Here is a 14,927-nt window from a genome sequence, read left to right as displayed (position 1 = left end):
CCTCGGCGGCCCGTCCGTCAAGTCATCGACAAGGGGCCGGCGGGCGAGGAGCTGTGGCGATGAACGAGAACGGAATTCCGGCCGGGGAGCGCCCGCGGAAAGCGTCTGAGGCGGCTGAGACGACGGATAACGAATTTCTCGCCCGGCGATTCGAATCACACAGAAGTCATCTGCGGGCCGTCGCCTACCGCATGCTCGGCTCGTCCGCCGAGGCCGACGACGCGGTGCAGGAGGCCTGGTTCCGGCTCAGCCGTTCCGACACCCGGCAGGTGGACAACCTCGGGGGCTGGCTGACGACGGTGGTCGGCCGGGTCTGCCTGGACATGCTGCGCTCCCGCAAGTCGCGCGCGGAGGAGCCGCTGGAACCGTCGGGTGTCAGCGCGCGCGTGCCGGACGCCGCCGGCCCCGATCCCGAGCAGGACGCGCTGCTCGCGGACTCCGTGGGCGCCGCCCTGCTGGTCGTACTCGAAATACTGTCGCCCGCGGAGCGGCTGGCGTTCGTGCTGCACGACCTGTTCACGGTGTCGTACGGGGAGGTCGGGGACATCGTGGGGCGCACTCCGGTGGCGGCGCGGCAGCTGGCCAGCCGGGCGCGCCGCCGGGTGCAGGGCGCCGACGCCCCGGACGCGGACCTGGTGCGGCAGCGTGAGGTCGTGGACGCGTTCCTGTCGGCGGCGCGAGAGGGCGACTTCGAGGCGCTGGTCGCGCTGCTCGACCCGGACGTCGTCGCGCGCACCGATGTCGGCGTGACCACGGGCGCGCAGGCCGTGGCGAAGGGCGCGTCGAGCTTCGCGCACTTCGCGTATGTTGCGCGGCCCGCGCTGGTGGGCGGTGCCACGGGTCTCGCGGTGTTCCTGGAGGGGCGCCTGGACCGCGCGCTGAGCTTCAGGTTCGTCCGGGAGCGGATCGCCGTCATCGAGATCGTGACGGACCCCGAGGGGGTGGCGCGACTCGATGTGAGCCTGGCCTAGAGGTCCAGCACTCCGACCGTCTCGCCCTCGCTCAGCTCTCCGGTGTCTCGGAAGCCGAGCTTCCGGTAGAACTCCTGGGGGCCGTGCGGCTCGGGGTGCCAGGTGACGTAGAGCTGCCTGCCGCCCCGGCGGCGGATCTCGGCCGCCACGGACTCGACGGCGAAGCGGCCGTATCCGCGGCCCTGTTCACCGGCGGCGATGTTCAGCCGCCACAGACCGGAGCGGTGCAGGGTGCCGTCCAGTTTCCAGTCGATGTCGAAGAAGGCCATCAGGAAGCCGACCGGGCGGCCGCCGTCGACGATCAGACGCGGCCAGGCGACCCCGGCGGGATGCACGTATGCCTGCGCGAGGGACTTCATCACCGGGGCGACGGCGAACTCCTGCTCCGGCCGGACCCGGATTCCGGTCGCGGCGTCGAAGTTCCGGGGCGTGATCTCTTCGAGTCGGGGTGCCGGCGTCGTCGTCATGCGCGCACCCTAGAGACTCGGCACGCGCGCGTGCCACGGAATTACCAGGTCAGCCCAACTGCCGGTACCGGCCCCGGAAATACGCCAGCGGACCGCCGTCCGCGCTGGGCACCTCAGCCGTCAGCACCCGCCCGATCACCAGCGTGTGGTCCCCGGCCCGCACCCGCTGTTCCGTCTCGCATTCCAGGGTGGCCAGGGCGCCGCCCACCAAAGGCGCGCCGGACACCTCGCCACGGGCGTACGGGATGTCCTCGAACAGCAGCCGGTCGCTGATGCGGCCCTTCATGGCGAACCGGCCGGCGATGTGGCGCTGGCTCTCGGAGAGGAACGAGACGGCCCACCGGGGCTGCTCGTCGAGCAGGTCGTCCATGCGGGAGCCCTCGCGCAGGCTGACCAGGACCAACGGCGGGTCCAGGGAGACCGACATGAAGGAGGTGGCCGTCATGCCGACGTCCTCGCCGTCCGGCGCGGACGGGTCGTCCGGGTCGAGGGCGGGCTCCTGTGCGGTCACCAGGACCACGCCCGCGGCCAGCCGGGACATCGCGGCGCGGAACTCGTCGTTGCTCACCCCCTCAGCATGCCCGGAGGCGCGCGGAGCAGTGATCGGGAACGTGGCAGCAGGAGTGTTCGGCACTCCGGAGACGCTAGTGTCCGCCCCGCACGGACCGCATCGGGCCCGGGGCGGAGACCGGACCTAGGACCACCGGCGGAGTTCGCCGACGCATCTTTCCCGGTCCTTCCCGGTATCCCGACGTAGCCTCGTTCGGCATCTCCACAAACCCACAAACTTTGCGTTCAGTAAACGCACAGGGAGAACGCAGAAACACCACTCAATTGTTCATCTTTAGCTGTGACTTGAGTCACAAGGGCCACTAATTGTTGACCCTGTGTACCGAGTGGGCAGCGCGCTGTGATTCAGTGGCTGGGAAGCTGCCAGAACGATACGCCGATGAGAACCCTTGATTCGCTGCGAGGTACTCGGGGGGAGGGCGAGCATGGAGACCGAGTCAGAGCCCTACGTCCGTCTAGCAACCCTGCGGCAACTGCACCAGGTCATGGCTGACATGAACACGGCCCGCAGCCTGGCGGACACGCTGCAGACCGTCGCGGACGGCGTGGTCAAGGGCCTCGGCTATGAGCTGGCGTGCGTCAACCTCGTCCGCCCCGACGGCGACCTCGTGGTCGCCGCCTTCTCCGGGAACGCGGCCGCCGAGGCGCTCATCACCGGCCGGGCCGGCTCGCGCGACTCCTGGGACCGCCGGCTGAGCATGGGCGAACACTGGGGCGACCTGGTCTTCATACCGCACACCGAGGGCTGGATCCTCGACGACGACGACGTCCCGCAGTGGTACACCGACGGACCCGCGCCCCGCTTCGAGGACGAGTGGCACCCCTCCGACCGGCTCTTCGCCCCCATGTACACGCCCGCCGCGCCGGGCGGCTCCTGCGGTGAACTGATCGGCGTCCTGTCCGTGGACCGGCCGCGCAACGGCCGGCGGCCGGGCGCATGGGGTCGCGAAGCGCTCCAGATGTACGCGTTCCAGGCCGCGATCGCGATCAGTAACGCACGTCTACGGGCCAACATGCAGCGCGCACTGGTCAGGCTCGAAAGAGAGCAACAGGCCCTGCGCGCCAGTGAGGAAAGCTTCCGGCAGGCCTTCGAGTACGCCCCCTCCGGCATGGCCATCGCCGAGATGGGAGGCGACCAGCACGGCCGGATCCTGCGGACGAACGACGCCCTGTGCCGGCTGCTGGGCCGCCCCGCCTCCGCGATGCGCCGCTACGCGTTCTCGGACCTCGTCCACCCCGAGGACATCGGCACCCTGCTGCGGACGTCCGCCGAAGGGGGACGGGCGGAGCTCAGGCTCGGGCGCCGTGACGGTACGTATGTCTGGGTCTCCCTGCGCAACTCCGTCGTCGCGGACGCCGCCGACGGGCCCCGTTTCCTCCTGACCCACGTCGAGGAGATCGAGGACCGCAAGCGCCGCGAGCTGCAGCTCGCCCATCGCGCCTCCCACGACTCGCTCACCGGCCTGCCGAACTCCGCCGAGCTGCGCTCGCGCCTCTCCTCCCGCCTCTGCCAGCGCACCGGCCACCCCGGTGCCCTGGAGTCCCTGGACGCGGCCTACGGCCACCCGGCCTTCGACGCCCACGGCCACGGCTTCGACTTCCGGCCGGGCGGTGGCGACGTCGAGGTGTACGACGGTTACGACCACCATGTGCACACCATCGCGCCCGAGGGCGAGCACGACGACGGCGCCAAGGGGCTCGCGGTCCTCTTCTGCGACCTCGACGGCTTCAAGTCGATCAACGACCGGTTCGGGCACAACGCGGGTGACGCGGTTCTCATCGAGGTCGCCCGGCGGCTGTCGCGGCAGGTGCGCGACGGTGACACGGTGGCGCGGCTCGGCGGTGACGAGTTCGTGGTGCTGGCCGACGGGCTCGGCAAGGCCGACGCCCAGGACCTGGCCGTACGCCTGCGCAACGAGATCATCCAGCCCATCCGGGTCGACGGCCGCGCCATGCGCGTGGGCGCCAGCTTCGGTATCGGGTGGGCGCACTGCGGCATGACCGCGGACGAAGTGTTGAAGTCCGCCGACGAGCGGATGTACGTAGAGAAACGATCTCGTCCCAAACAGCACAGACGCGCGGGTTGATCTCCAGGTCAGCGAGCCGGGCGGGTGCCGATGCGATCCGAGTCACCTGTTTGGGCCATCGGGAGCGGGTAGGCTCGCCATTCTGACCCCACGTATCGCACCGACCCGCACCGCTGAGGAGTACAAGGGATGACGTCCGGCAACAACGGCGCCAGTACGCCCGAGGACGACGACCCGTTCGGTTACCTCTACGCCGACGGGCAGGCCAACGGAGCCCAGCCGCCGTCCGGTGGCGGCGGCTACGGCTACCCGGGCTCGGTCAACAGGGTGCGCGCGGTCGGCGAGCGGCAGTACGGCCAGCCGGCCCAGGCCCAGCAGACGACTCCCTACGGCCAGGTCCCGCAGCAGCAGGCCCCGCAGCAGCAGGGCGCGTACGGCAGGCCGAACGCCCACTATTCGGCGCCGGAGACGTTTCCCGGCGGTGCACCCACCACCCAGCAGCAGATGCCCGGCGGTGGCGGCGGCCGACGCGGCCCCAACACCAAGGGCCTGCTGATCGGCGCGGTCGCGGTGGTCGCCGCGGTCGTGATCGGCATCGGCGTGGCGATGATGAACGGCAACTCCAAGGACGACAAGGCGGGCGGCGGCGCCGCGTCGACACCGTCCACCTCGCAGAGCTCCAAGCCGAGCCAGTCGGCGAGCAGCAGCGCGGCGGCGGATCTGCCGAAGACGGATGCGAACGCACTGCAGCTCGGGCCCGGTGTGACGACGTCGTCAGACATCAAGGGCTCGAAAGCCAAGGGCGGCGTCTACGTGACGGGCTTCAACCACGTCGGAGCGACGGTCACGTGGACGGTCGACAACGTCGAGAAGGCCGGAAGCTACCGGCTGTACGTGGGCTACGACATCCCGGGTGTGGATGCCAACGCCACGCTGGTGGTCAACAACAAGGCCGACTCGCGGCCGCTGAACATGAAGAACTTCGGCGGTGGCACACCCGAAGGCGACTGGGAGAAGGGCTGGAAGTCCACCTGGGCCATCGTGAGCCTGAACGAGGGCACGAACACGATCCAGGTCGCCTGCAACGCAGGAAACCAGTGCAACGTGAATCTGGATCAGTTGTGGCTGACGGCCGGCTGAGCCAACGAGCTCTGCATGGTGCGTCGACGACGTGACCGAGAAGCTCTGACGACGAGGTTCGTACGCTGCCAGAAGGGCGCCCAGTACGGGCGTTGCCCGGCCCGGCGCCCCTTGTCATACGTAGGTCATCAGCGCCTTCGACTTCTCAGCGCGGGCCCGTGCTGCATACACGGCCTCGCGCAGCGTCATCGCCTCCGCGCACTCCTCACCCAGACCGATGCGACACCCTGCGGTGCACTTCCTCACGTGGGTGGCCCAGGCGAGCCACTCCTGTTCGTCCGCGAGGTGCAGTACCGGAACGTCGTGGTCAACCATGGACCGCCCCCTCGCTCAGGGCGGTGAGCACGTATGCCCGCACGGGGTGCTCTACCGACTCCCACCGACCCCGGTCGGGCGGTTCGGCTCGATGTCCATGCTTGGGCCCGGCGGTGCTCAGGCCGTCCCAACACGGCTCCTCCGGCAGCAGAGGCAGCCCTCGCCCACTCCACCTCAACCGCTCGGCCTGCCTCGCCCAGCGGACCCAGCGGGCGGCGTGCGGGTCGAGGCGCCGCGGCGCCGCCGGGGCGGAACTCGGCGCAAGTACCGTGCTGTTGGCCGCTGCTGCGGGCCCGCCTCGCGTACGTGACGGGGACCGCCTTCTCCGTAAAGCGCCCAGGACGCCGACCGCCCAGGCGATAGGGCCACCCATGTTGATAGCTCCTTGGTTGGCTGTTGACACTCCGCCCCGCGACGGCCCGCGATGCCGTTTGCGGGGCACTTCGCTCACTTGGCGAATTCCTTCTCGGCCCACACGGTCTTGCCAACGCGCTCTGGTCGTACGCCCCACTTGTCGGACAGGAAGTCGACAAGGATGAGCCCTCTTCCCTCGCCTCCCAGGGCATCGGGCTCGCCCAGCACAGGCATCCCGTCGCTCTGGGTGTCCCGCACTTCGATGCGGTAGACGTTGCCCGCCTTTTCGATGGACATCGCGATCTGCCGGCCTGAAGTGCCCGGTACGCACCCGTGAGTTACGGCGTTCGTCATTAACTCGCTTACGACGAGAGTCAGATCACTTGAGAATCCGGCCTCACGGTCGACACTGCAGGCATGAAGGAAGGCGAGGCTGTCCATACGGGCACGGGCTACGGACCGGGGCGTGGTGGGATACTGACGGCGTGTGATCGGTTCGGGCATAGCAAACGACCCCCATGGGGTGCGGCAGAACGGACAGTGGACGTCGGACTGCAAGCGATCAGGTTGCAATCCTGCAACTCGCTGGCCGTGGCATGCAACCCTGCAATCTGATCCCACTCGTTTGAGTGCTTGCCAGGTAATGGGGGCAGACGTGCGTCCTGCACTCTGCTACGGCTGCCCAGGTCAAGAGAGGGGCACATGGTGGCGACGCGCCGGATCCTGCAGCCGACTGCACGGCAGGTGAGGTTGGGGCACATCCTTCGCAAGGTGCGAGAGGACGGTGCGCATGGCAGCCAAGACAGCATGGCGCGCTCGCTCAACTGGTCGGAAGCCAAGCTGAGTCGCATCGAATCAGGCCGGATCGGCATCTCTGAGCCGGACCTGGGCCTGCTGCTCGATCGCTACGCCATCGAAGACCCGGACCTTCGCTCGTACATGCTGGATCTCCGCAGGCGAGGCAATGTCCGCGGCTGGGAAACGGACATCCGGTCAGTCATCAGCCCCATGTATGCCGACTACATCGGCTATGAATCGGACGCGTCAGACACATATAACGTTCAAACCACCCTGGTTCCCGGGCTGTTGCAGACGCATGCATATGCTGCGGCAGTGCTCGACCTACACTTGCCCGGTATCTCGGGAGACGAGAGGCGCGAACGACTCGCCATTCGCGACAAGCGGCAACAGGTCTTGAATCGATCAAACCCCTTGGTTTTCTGGGGCGTCATCTCTGAATCTGTATTTCGGCACGCCATTGGCGGGCCTGATGTGATGGCCGAGCAGCTAGAGTACCTGCTCGTCCTGGTAAAGGAATATCCCGGAACAGTCAACATTCACGTACTGCCGGAAGCCTCGGATGCTCACGCAGCACTGTTCGGGCCGTTCGTCGTTCTCTCATTTCCTGAACAATGGGAGCCTGACGTCGTCTACCTTGAAGGTCTGACCGGTAACAGGTTCCTGGAAGAAGCCGCGGAAGTTCAGGCGTACAGCAGACTGTTCAACCGCCTCATGATGTCGGCCTCCCTCAGGAAGGCTGAATCACTGGAACTCGTCGAGCGCCATCTCAACAATTACCGTAAAGGATAAGTAGGCATGTCGTCGCAGCACATAATCCCGGACGCCTCCGCACTGGCCGTCACATGGCAGAAGTCATCTGCCTCCGGAGGTGACGGCGACTGTGTCGAGTTCGCCTCTTACGAAAACGGCATCGCCATCCGCCACAGCAAGGCACCCAACGGCCCGGCCCTCCTCTACACCCGCTCGGAGATAGCCGCCATGATCGAGGGGGTCAAGGCCGGCGAATTTGACCATCTCGCGGAGGGCTAATCGTCGCCCGGATGTCAGCTTGGGTTGGCCTTCCGCTGCCCGCTGTCCTCGGCGCTTGTGGTGGTCGCCCGGTGCTGAGAAGCTGCCGTTCATGTCCAGATCAGTGGTGACCGAGGCGAACTTCGATGTGCAGGAGTTTCGCGATCACGGGCGGGTCGATATTCGTAGCACGGTGGATCCTATTTCGCTCCAGGCTGATCCGCACCGAAAGCGTCTTTTCAAGGATGCCCTCGCTTCAGCTGTTCAGAGGGGCACAAGGGGTGTATTTACTCACGATGTCGAACTGAACCTGGTGTGGTTCATTGAGGAGTCCCGCCGCTACCAGACCCATCTAGTGGCCGACCTCGACAATATCCTGAAGCCGATTCTTGATGCTGTTACGGGGGCCGACGGCATCATGATCGATGACAATCAGATTCAATCGATCCGCGTCTCTTGGGTGACCCCAGGGCCGCAAACAGGATTTGAGCTAGAATTCACGGCCCTGATGGGCGACGACTACGTGTCTCGCGAGGGGCTTTCTTTTGTGGAGTTCAGCGCAGACCGCTGCTACATCTTGCCGCAGGCCGAAAGGCCGGTTCAGGTGGTTCTAGTGCAAGCGTATCGCGCGAATCTCGCGGCGTACCAAAAAATGCTCGGTGAAGGGATCTCCGAGAGCGTCGCGCAGATGGCTCTTCCGTCGACGCGGCCGTTTCCGCGTGCGCGACTAGGGAAGTTCGAGGTGTTTCATCACGAAGATTTCTGACCTGGAAGGACGACCAGGTGGAATCGGCGAGTCCGGCGACCTTGTTGAAGGTGGCGTCGGCGGCGAACTGGGCGGAGCCGTCGTTGCGGACCAGCTGGAAGTCGTAGTTGGCGTGCCGCAGGAAGTACCCGGGGTTGGCCACCGACTCGAAGGAGACGGTGCCGGTGCCCGCGAGGCCGGGCCTCATCCGGAACTGGGCGTCGTCGGCGGGGCTGACGTTCGGGTCGATGCGTACGTCGAAGTTGGTCTGGCGGACGTAGCGGTCCTGGAAGTTGTACGACTGCAGCCGCTGGACCGGGGTGTTGGGCCAGCGTGCGAGTACGCGGCTCTCCTCGGCGGCAGTGAGGGTCATGATCGCGCCGTGGCGCTTCGTGGTGCCGCCCATGTCGTAGCTTGACGCATCCTGAAGCCGGTAGGAGCTGACGTTGAACGGGTCGGTCGTCAGGATCGGCGGGTATTCGCGTACGCCTTGCGGGTTGTTGTAGTCAATGTAGAGGGCCCACTCCTTGCGGTCCTGGAACTTCATCCAGACCGGTCCTTCGACCACGTTGCCGGTGAGGCCGATGCTGGAGAGGTTGCCGACGTTGGTCCACGTCCCGAGGAGGGAGTTGGTGCCCTCGACCGTGTTCTGGCCGTCGCCGGAGACCCGCACGTAGCGGTAGGGGCCGGTGCCGGCGGGCAGCTCGGTTATCTGGGTGTCGACGACCGGCGTGGCGCCGGGCGGGTCGATGTAGACCTGTGGGGTGGTGATGGTGCGGAAGTCCGTGGTGCGGGCGGAGTAGATGCGGTACTTGAAGACGCCGTTCACCGTGGCGTTCGTCGCCCAGCACAGGACGTAGTCGTTGGTCTCGGGGTTCCAGATCGCCTCCGGCGCCCACGCGTTCTGTCCGCCGGGGATCGCGCCGGCGACGTTGAGCAGCCGTGGCTGCGACCAGGTGACCAGGTCCGTGGACTCCCACACCACGAGGCTGGGGCTGCCGTTGGTGTACGTCGATCCGCAGTTGATGCACAGGTCGGTCGCGACGATCCAGTACTTGCTGCCGTCGGGGGATTTCACGAGTGCGGGGTCGCGCACGCCTTTCGTTCCGACCGTGGAGCGCAGGACGGTGCCTGAGCCGTTGAGGTCGTTCCAGTGCAGGCCGTCCGTGCTGTGCGAGAGGTACAACCTCTGCCCGGTCGCGGAATCGGCGGTGAAGTGCCACATCAGGTAGCCCGGGTCGGCGGCGGCGGCCCGCTGTCTCCTTTGACAGCCAAGTGCGATATTTCGGACACTGTGCGAAACCGCGAATTTCGAGCTGCGGGCGAAAGATAAGTTTCAGCCCCTACCTCGTCAATGGAACTGACCGGTTGAGTTCCGACTGGTTGCTGCCCCACCGTTACCTGGGCAGCACCACCCACACCTCACATGTGCAGGGCGGATCCGGCGTCCTTCTCTGTACGCGGCCCCGGTGGTGTGCCTCAGTACCAGACGGAGAAGGTGGCGTCAGCCCTGCCGGTGGCGGTGGAGATCGGGTCGATGCGCAGCACGTAGTCGTAGTGCCGGATGTAGCGGTCCGGGTGGTTGTGCGAGCGGAACGACGACCAGGACGGGTCGGCGAGTCCGGCGGTCTTGTGGAAGGTGGCGTCCTGGGCGAACGTCGTGGTGCCGTCGTTGACGTCCAGTCGCAGCTGGTAGAAGGAGTGCCGCAGGTAGCGGGTCGGGTCGCTGACGGACTGGAAGGAGACGCCGGAGGAGTCGGCCAGTCCCGGCACCAGCTTCCATTGCGAGTCGGTGTACGGGTCGAACGGGTACTGGTCGATGCGGCCGATGGAGTCCGCCTGCCGCCAGTATCTGTCCGGGAAGTTGTAGGACTTCAGCCGGTTCCAGGCGGGCTTTCCCCACTTGGCGACCAGGTTGTCGTAGACCGACTGGGAGATCGGCTGGATGCCGGCGTGTTTGGAGTTCAGCGGCTGGGTGTAGGCGCGCCGGTCGGTGGCGGTCCAGGTGCCGGTGGAAAGGTCACTGGTCTGCCAGGCGTAGAACACCGCGTTGGCGTCGCCCCACAGGTACCAGGTGCCGTTCGCCTGGGCGAGGATCGGGGCCTCGATGCCTCCTTGGGGCGCCAGGCCCGAGGTGAACTGGGTGAAGCTGCCGGGAGCGAGGGAGGTGGACTTCGCACCCGTGAGGCTGTTGTGACCCTTGAAATACAGGTAGTTGACGCCGTTCACGCCCATGGCGAGAGAGCCGTCGATCACGTCGTAGCCCGGGTCGAAGAATGCCTGCGGCGACGTCACCGTAAGGAAATCCGTGGTGTAGTTCACCATGATCACGTTGTGCCCGCTGCTGTTGACGGCCGAGTAGATGATGCCGTACTGGCCGCGGGAGGCGTCCCAGAAAGCTTCGGGCGCCCACGTGTGGGTGGGCATGTCGTGCAGCTTCAGCAGGCGGTAGTTGTCGAAGGAGCGCAGGTCGGCGGAGTCCCAGACATGGATGTACGGGCTCTTCCTGGTCCAGTCGGTGCCCTTCAGATCGGTCGCCATGACGACGAACGTGCCGTCCTGCTTGGTCAGGATGAAGGGGTCGCGCAGACCACCCTCACCGCCGGTCGGGGTCGCGACGGGGTTGTTCTGATTGAGCGGCATCCACTGCAGCGCGTCGGTGCTGACCGCAAGGTGCAGGCCGTAGTTCGTACCAAGGCCTGCGCGTGACTCGGTGAAGTAGCACATGACGAACGGGGAGCCCGTCGCGGCGCCCGCGGACTGGCTTCCGATGGTCAGCGCGCCGGTCATGGACAGCGGCACGGCCGCGGCCATACCGAGGAACAGCCGGCGCGACGGGACGGGGGTTGCGCTCATCCAATGCCTCCAGGGGTGCACAAAGCCGGGTGAGTGGTCGCATCCCAAGACCCCACCCTGATCGATATTCCGAACGTCGTTCGGTTGAGCGGTCAGACGCTAAAAGAGTGAATACGTCCCGTCAACGGTTCTGTCAGCATTGCCGGCGCGAGTTGCGTCGACGCCGCCGGGCCCGGCGCGGACTCGGCCGTCTTCGGCACCGGACTCGGGGCGGGCCGCTCGTCAGCTCCAGGGAGCCTCCGCGAGCCAGAGTCTCTCCGTCTCTCCGTCTCTCCGTCTATCCGTCCGGCTTCGACGTGTCCGGCTCTGCCCGCCGTGTGTCGACCCGAGTCAGTAGTTCCTCGTAGGCTGCGGGATCGAACTCGCCTGCCGTCCGCGCCGATACGGTCGCCGCCGCCAGTGCCACCGCCCGAGACAGCCGTTCCGGCCAGGGCAGTTGTAGCTCCAACCCCGACAGCAGGCCCGCGACCGCCGAGTCGCCGGCGCCCGTCGGGTTGCCGTGGATTCGGGTCGGTGGGACCGCGCGCCAGCGGCCCTGTGGGGTGATCGCGAGGAGGCCTTTTGCGCCCAGGGACGCGACGACCGCGTGGGCGCCCCGGCGCCGCGCGTCCTGTGCTCCGCGCAACGGGTCGTGGGAGCCGGTGAGTTCGGCCAGTTCGTCGGTGTTCGGCTTGACGATGTCCGGGCGGGCGGCGATCCCGCGGCGCAGGGGTTCGCCGCTGGTGTCGAGGAGGACGGGTACTCCGGCCGACCGCGCCGTCCGTATCAGCCCGGCGTACGCGCCCACCGGAACCCCGGGCGGCAGGCTGCCGCACAGCGCCACCGCGGACGCCGGCGCGAGCAGGCCCTCGTATGCCTCCTGGAAGGCGGTCCACTCGGCGGGTGTGATGGTGGGGCCCGGTTCGTTGAGCTGGGTCGTGTCACCGGATCGGGCGTCGACGACCGCGATCGTGCGCCTGGTCGCGCCCGTGACCGGGATCAGGGCGTCCACCAGCCCCGGTACGGCGGTGAGTTGCTCCTGTACGGCGCGCCCGGTGGCGCCGCCCGTGAAGCCCGTGACCGTCACCTCGTGGCCCAGGGCCGCCAGCACGCGGGCCACGTTCAGACCCTTGCCGCCGGGGCGTTCCGTGACCTCGGTGACCCGGTGGGAGGCGTGCGGTGTGAGTGCCGGCAGGCGATACGTGATGTCGAGAGCGGTGTTCAGTGTGACCGTGAGGATCACCCGGACCACCTCCCCCGGAGAATGCAGCTGCCGGCCGCCGTCTGTCCGTCCGGAAGGGTGATCATGCCGAACCGGCGACGGTCCTCCCGGTTTCCAGGACCGTCCCCGGGACATTCTCCAGGACAACCGCCGCCGTCAACAGCCGGACAGATCACCCCAGTTGGGGATCGACCACCCATTCGCCTCGGCGCATCACGCCCTTGAGGCCGAATTGATGGTCAAGGATCACCAGGTCGGCGTCCTTGCCGGGTTCCAGGGAGCCGGTCCTGTCGTACATGCCGAGCAGCTTGGCCGGGTTGGCCGAGATCGCCGTCACCACGTCCTCGACCGGCAGCCCGTCCACGGTCACCGCCCGCCTGAACGCGCGGTCCAGGGTGAGCGTCGAGCCCGCGATCGAGCCGCCCTCCACCAGCCGTGCCACGCCCTCGCTGACCTCGACCTCCAGCGGGCCGAGCATGTACCTGCCGTCGCCGAAGCCGGCCGCGTCCATCGCGTCGGTGATGAAGGCGACCCGGTTCGCGCCCGCGTGATGGAACGCCAGCTGGAGGGAGGCGGGGTGCAGGTGCGTACCGTCGTTGATCAGCTCGACGGTGATGCGCTCGTCCTCAAGCAGGGCGGCGATCGGGCCGGGGGTGCGGTGACCGAGGGTCGGCATCGCGTTGAACAGGTGGGTCGCGACCGTGGCGCCCGCGTCGATCGCCTCCACCGTCTGCTCGTACGTCGCGTCGGTGTGCCCGATCGCCGCGATGACGCCGTGTTCGGCGAGGAGGCGTACGGAGTCGAGGCCACCGGGGAGTTCGGTGGCGAGCGTGACCATCCTGGCGCTGCCGCGCGCCGCGTCGATCAGCTTGCGCACCTCCGCCGGATCCGGGTCACGCAGCAGTTCCTCGGAATGGGCACCCTTGCGGCACGGCGAGATGAAGGGTCCCTCGAAGTGGATGCCGGCGATGTCGCCCTGCTCGGCGAGTTCGCTCAGCAGGCCCGCGCGTTGGGCGAGGGAGTCCATGTCGTTGGTGACGGTGGAGGCGACGAGGGTGGTCGTGCCGTGCCGCCGGTGGGTGTGGATGCCCTTGAGGATCTCCTCGACCGTGCCCGAGGTGAAGGAGGCCCCGCCGCCGCCGTGGTTGTGGATGTCCACGAAGCCGGGCACCACGTGGTGGCCGGTGAGGTCGATCAACCGGGCGTCGCCCTGCGGGGCTTGGGCGGTGATGCGGGTGCCGGCGATGGTGAGAGTGCCGTCGGGCACGGTGCCGGTGGGGAGAACCACGGTGGCGCCGGAGAGCACCAGGGGGGTTCCGGCCGTCGCGGGCTGCGGGTCGTGTGTGGCTGGTCGCGCCCCGCGGCGCAGCCGCATGTTGGCGCTGTCCCGCGCCCCTGGGGGGGTTGCCATCAGGCCGTTACCTCCATGCCGTCAGTGGTGGTGAGGAGATCCCAGGCCAGTAGCCCGGCGCCGAGGCAACCGGCGGTGTCGCCCAGGGCCGCTGGAACAATCTGCGGCAGTTTCTGGAAGGTGACCCGCCGCTGGACGGCCTCCCGCAGCGGTGTGAACAAGATCTCCCCCGCCTCCGCGAGGCCGCCGCCGATGATCAGGGTGCGCGGGTCCAGCAGGGTGAGTGCGGTGACCAGGCCGTCGGCCAGGGCGTCCACCGCGCTCCGCCAGACCCGAACGGCGTTCGGGTCGCCGGACGCGACGGCCTTGGCGCAGTCGGCGGCGTCCGCGTCGGGGTCTCCCGAAGCCGTCGCCCAGGCCGCACTGACCGCCGCCGCGGAGGCGTACCGCTCCAGGCAGCCGACCTGACCGCACGGACACGGGGCGCCCCCGGGCCGCACGACGATGTGGCCGATCTCGCCCGCGAAGCCGTGCGCGCCCGCCTCCACCCGGCCCGCGATGCCGATCGCCCCCGCGATTCCGGTGCCGAGGGGGACGAAGAGGAAGCGGTCGGCGCCCTTGCCCGCGCCGATCCGGCCCTCGGCCAGGCCGCCGGTGCGCACGTCGTGGCCGAGGGCCACGGGGATGCCCAGCTTCGTGGCGAGCAGATCGCGCAGGGGTACGTCGCGCCAGCCGAGGTTGGCAGCGTAGGCGGCGATGCCCCGGTCGGCGTCGACGATGCCGGGGACGGCGACACCGGCTGCGGACGCGGGCTCGCCGAACCGCTCGGCGCCCAGGGCGCTGAGCTCGGCGGCGAAGTCGAGGATGCTCTCGACGACCGCGTCCGGCCCGCGCTCGCGCCCGGTCGCCCGGCGCGCCTGATGCAGCAGCACGGGTGGCCCGGGGGCTCGCGGGGGCAGCCGCTGATCGTTGCCGCCCCCGGAAAGCACGGTGTCGGCGGCGAACAGCGCCGCCTTCATCCCGGTGCCGCCCACATCGAGGGCGATGACATGTCTCACGGGGAACAGTGTGACCCCACGACCCGCAAGAGGTCTAGTCCACTTACGTGGTGTAGACCTATC

Annotated in this window: 14 protein-coding genes and 1 pseudogene; 6 read left to right on the top strand and 9 right to left on the bottom strand. The window is 68.0% G+C overall.

The features are described from left to right. The first annotated feature begins 59 nt into the window (after window positions 1-59). Window positions 60-971 carry a sigma-70 family RNA polymerase sigma factor gene (locus tag OOK07_RS19315; RefSeq protein ID WP_266797653.1) on the top strand — a complete coding sequence of 304 codons (912 nt, stop codon included), beginning with the start codon at window positions 60-62 and terminating at the stop codon, window positions 969-971. Here OOK07_RS19315 and OOK07_RS19310 read toward each other — a convergent pair. After that, window positions 968-1,438 carry a GNAT family N-acetyltransferase gene (locus tag OOK07_RS19310; RefSeq protein ID WP_266797651.1) on the bottom strand — a complete coding sequence of 157 codons (471 nt, stop codon included), beginning with the start codon at window positions 1,436-1,438 and terminating at the stop codon, window positions 968-970. The two genes, OOK07_RS19315 and OOK07_RS19310, sit on opposite strands and share 4 nt — an antisense overlap. Window positions 1,439-1,487: 49 nt before the next feature. Beyond that, window positions 1,488-2,072 (bottom strand): flavin reductase family protein, encoded by a 585-nt coding sequence (locus OOK07_RS19305; RefSeq protein WP_266797650.1) that lies wholly within the window; start codon window positions 2,070-2,072, stop codon window positions 1,488-1,490. Between the two features lie 361 nt (window positions 2,073-2,433). Between OOK07_RS19305 and cdgB the strand changes: the two genes are divergently transcribed. Then, complete coding sequence (gene cdgB / locus OOK07_RS19300; protein WP_266681991.1) at window positions 2,434-4,095, top strand: diguanylate cyclase CdgB; 1,662 nt, start codon at window positions 2,434-2,436, stop codon at window positions 4,093-4,095. Between the two features lie 129 nt (window positions 4,096-4,224). Further along, a complete protein-coding gene (locus OOK07_RS19295; RefSeq protein WP_266681989.1) occupies window positions 4,225-5,175 on the top strand; it encodes a carbohydrate-binding protein in 951 nt (316 codons plus the stop codon). A gap of 114 nt (window positions 5,176-5,289) precedes the next feature. On the opposite strand, the gene OOK07_RS19290 is transcribed toward OOK07_RS19295, so the two are convergent. Further along, on the bottom strand, window positions 5,290-5,490 hold the full coding sequence (locus OOK07_RS19290) for a hypothetical protein (protein ID WP_266681987.1): 201 nt from the start codon (window positions 5,488-5,490) through the stop codon (window positions 5,290-5,292). A 447-nt stretch (window positions 5,491-5,937) separates the two neighbouring features. Further along, on the bottom strand, window positions 5,938-6,348 hold the full coding sequence (locus OOK07_RS19285) for an ATP-binding protein (protein ID WP_266797648.1): 411 nt from the start codon (window positions 6,346-6,348) through the stop codon (window positions 5,938-5,940). Between the two features lie 198 nt (window positions 6,349-6,546). Between OOK07_RS19285 and OOK07_RS19280 the strand changes: the two genes are divergently transcribed. The 3 genes from OOK07_RS19280 (at window position 6,547) to OOK07_RS43710 (ending at window position 8,419) form a co-directional block, all read left to right on the top strand. Then, on the top strand, window positions 6,547-7,434 hold the full coding sequence (locus OOK07_RS19280) for a helix-turn-helix domain-containing protein (protein ID WP_266797647.1): 888 nt from the start codon (window positions 6,547-6,549) through the stop codon (window positions 7,432-7,434). A 6-nt stretch (window positions 7,435-7,440) separates the two neighbouring features. Further along, entirely contained in the window at window positions 7,441-7,674 is a 234-nt protein-coding gene (locus OOK07_RS19275) for a DUF397 domain-containing protein (RefSeq protein ID WP_266797645.1), read from the top strand. Window positions 7,675-7,765: 91 nt separating this feature from the next. Next, on the top strand, window positions 7,766-8,419 hold the full coding sequence (locus OOK07_RS43710; RefSeq protein ID WP_406311990.1) for a RusA family crossover junction endodeoxyribonuclease: 654 nt from the start codon (window positions 7,766-7,768) through the stop codon (window positions 8,417-8,419). Here the strand turns inward: OOK07_RS43710 and OOK07_RS19270 are convergent. From OOK07_RS19270 to OOK07_RS19250, 5 genes and pseudogenes are all read right to left on the bottom strand, one after another. Continuing rightward, window positions 8,403-9,656: pseudogene (locus tag OOK07_RS19270) on the bottom strand (AbfB domain-containing protein); the annotation flags it as partial. The gene OOK07_RS43710 and the pseudogene OOK07_RS19270 sit on opposite strands and share 17 nt — an antisense overlap. A gap of 221 nt (window positions 9,657-9,877) precedes the next feature. After that, on the bottom strand, window positions 9,878-11,254 hold the full coding sequence (locus tag OOK07_RS19265) for a glycoside hydrolase family 43 protein (protein WP_266797644.1): 1,377 nt from the start codon (window positions 11,252-11,254) through the stop codon (window positions 9,878-9,880). Window positions 11,255-11,531: 277 nt separating this feature from the next. Then, the gene (locus tag OOK07_RS19260; RefSeq protein WP_266797642.1) at window positions 11,532-12,476 is read right to left on the bottom strand and encodes a 1-phosphofructokinase family hexose kinase; all 945 of its coding nucleotides are present in this window, start codon (window positions 12,474-12,476) and stop codon (window positions 11,532-11,534) included. A 151-nt stretch (window positions 12,477-12,627) separates the two neighbouring features. Further along, window positions 12,628-13,761 (bottom strand): N-acetylglucosamine-6-phosphate deacetylase, encoded by a 1,134-nt coding sequence (gene nagA / locus OOK07_RS19255; RefSeq protein ID WP_266801979.1) that lies wholly within the window; start codon window positions 13,759-13,761, stop codon window positions 12,628-12,630. A 104-nt stretch (window positions 13,762-13,865) separates the two neighbouring features. After that, the gene (locus OOK07_RS19250; RefSeq protein WP_266681975.1) at window positions 13,866-14,864 is read right to left on the bottom strand and encodes an ROK family protein; all 999 of its coding nucleotides are present in this window, start codon (window positions 14,862-14,864) and stop codon (window positions 13,866-13,868) included. Window positions 14,865-14,927: the final 63 nt, after the last annotated feature.

Origin of the sequence: Streptomyces sp. NBC_00078 (assembly GCF_026343335.1) — a bacterium.
GTDB lineage: Bacteria > Actinomycetota > Actinomycetes > Streptomycetales > Streptomycetaceae > Streptomyces.
The sequence above is the reverse complement of the archived record's forward strand: the minus strand, read 5'-3'. Positions and strand labels throughout refer to the sequence as shown.

What these genes read in the sequence shown, in the direction of transcription:
- OOK07_RS19285 (WP_266797648.1), bottom strand. Translation starts at nt 6,348, where the DNA reads ATGCCCGAACCGATCACACGCCGTCAGTATCCCACCACGCCCCGGTCC.
- OOK07_RS19310 (WP_266797651.1), bottom strand. Translation starts at nt 1,438, where the DNA reads ATGACGACGACGCCGGCACCCCGACTCGAAGAGATCACGCCCCGGAAC.
- OOK07_RS43710 (WP_406311990.1), top strand. Translation starts at nt 7,766, where the DNA reads ATGTCCAGATCAGTGGTGACCGAGGCGAACTTCGATGTGCAGGAGTTT.
- OOK07_RS19295 (WP_266681989.1), top strand. Translation starts at nt 4,225, where the DNA reads ATGACGTCCGGCAACAACGGCGCCAGTACGCCCGAGGACGACGACCCG.
- OOK07_RS19275 (WP_266797645.1), top strand. Translation starts at nt 7,441, where the DNA reads ATGTCGTCGCAGCACATAATCCCGGACGCCTCCGCACTGGCCGTCACA.
- cdgB (WP_266681991.1), top strand. Translation starts at nt 2,434, where the DNA reads ATGGAGACCGAGTCAGAGCCCTACGTCCGTCTAGCAACCCTGCGGCAA.
- OOK07_RS19315 (WP_266797653.1), top strand. Translation starts at nt 60, where the DNA reads ATGAACGAGAACGGAATTCCGGCCGGGGAGCGCCCGCGGAAAGCGTCT.
- OOK07_RS19290 (WP_266681987.1), bottom strand. Translation starts at nt 5,490, where the DNA reads ATGGTTGACCACGACGTTCCGGTACTGCACCTCGCGGACGAACAGGAG.
- OOK07_RS19280 (WP_266797647.1), top strand. Translation starts at nt 6,547, where the DNA reads ATGGTGGCGACGCGCCGGATCCTGCAGCCGACTGCACGGCAGGTGAGG.
- OOK07_RS19265 (WP_266797644.1), bottom strand. Translation starts at nt 11,254, where the DNA reads ATGAGCGCAACCCCCGTCCCGTCGCGCCGGCTGTTCCTCGGTATGGCC.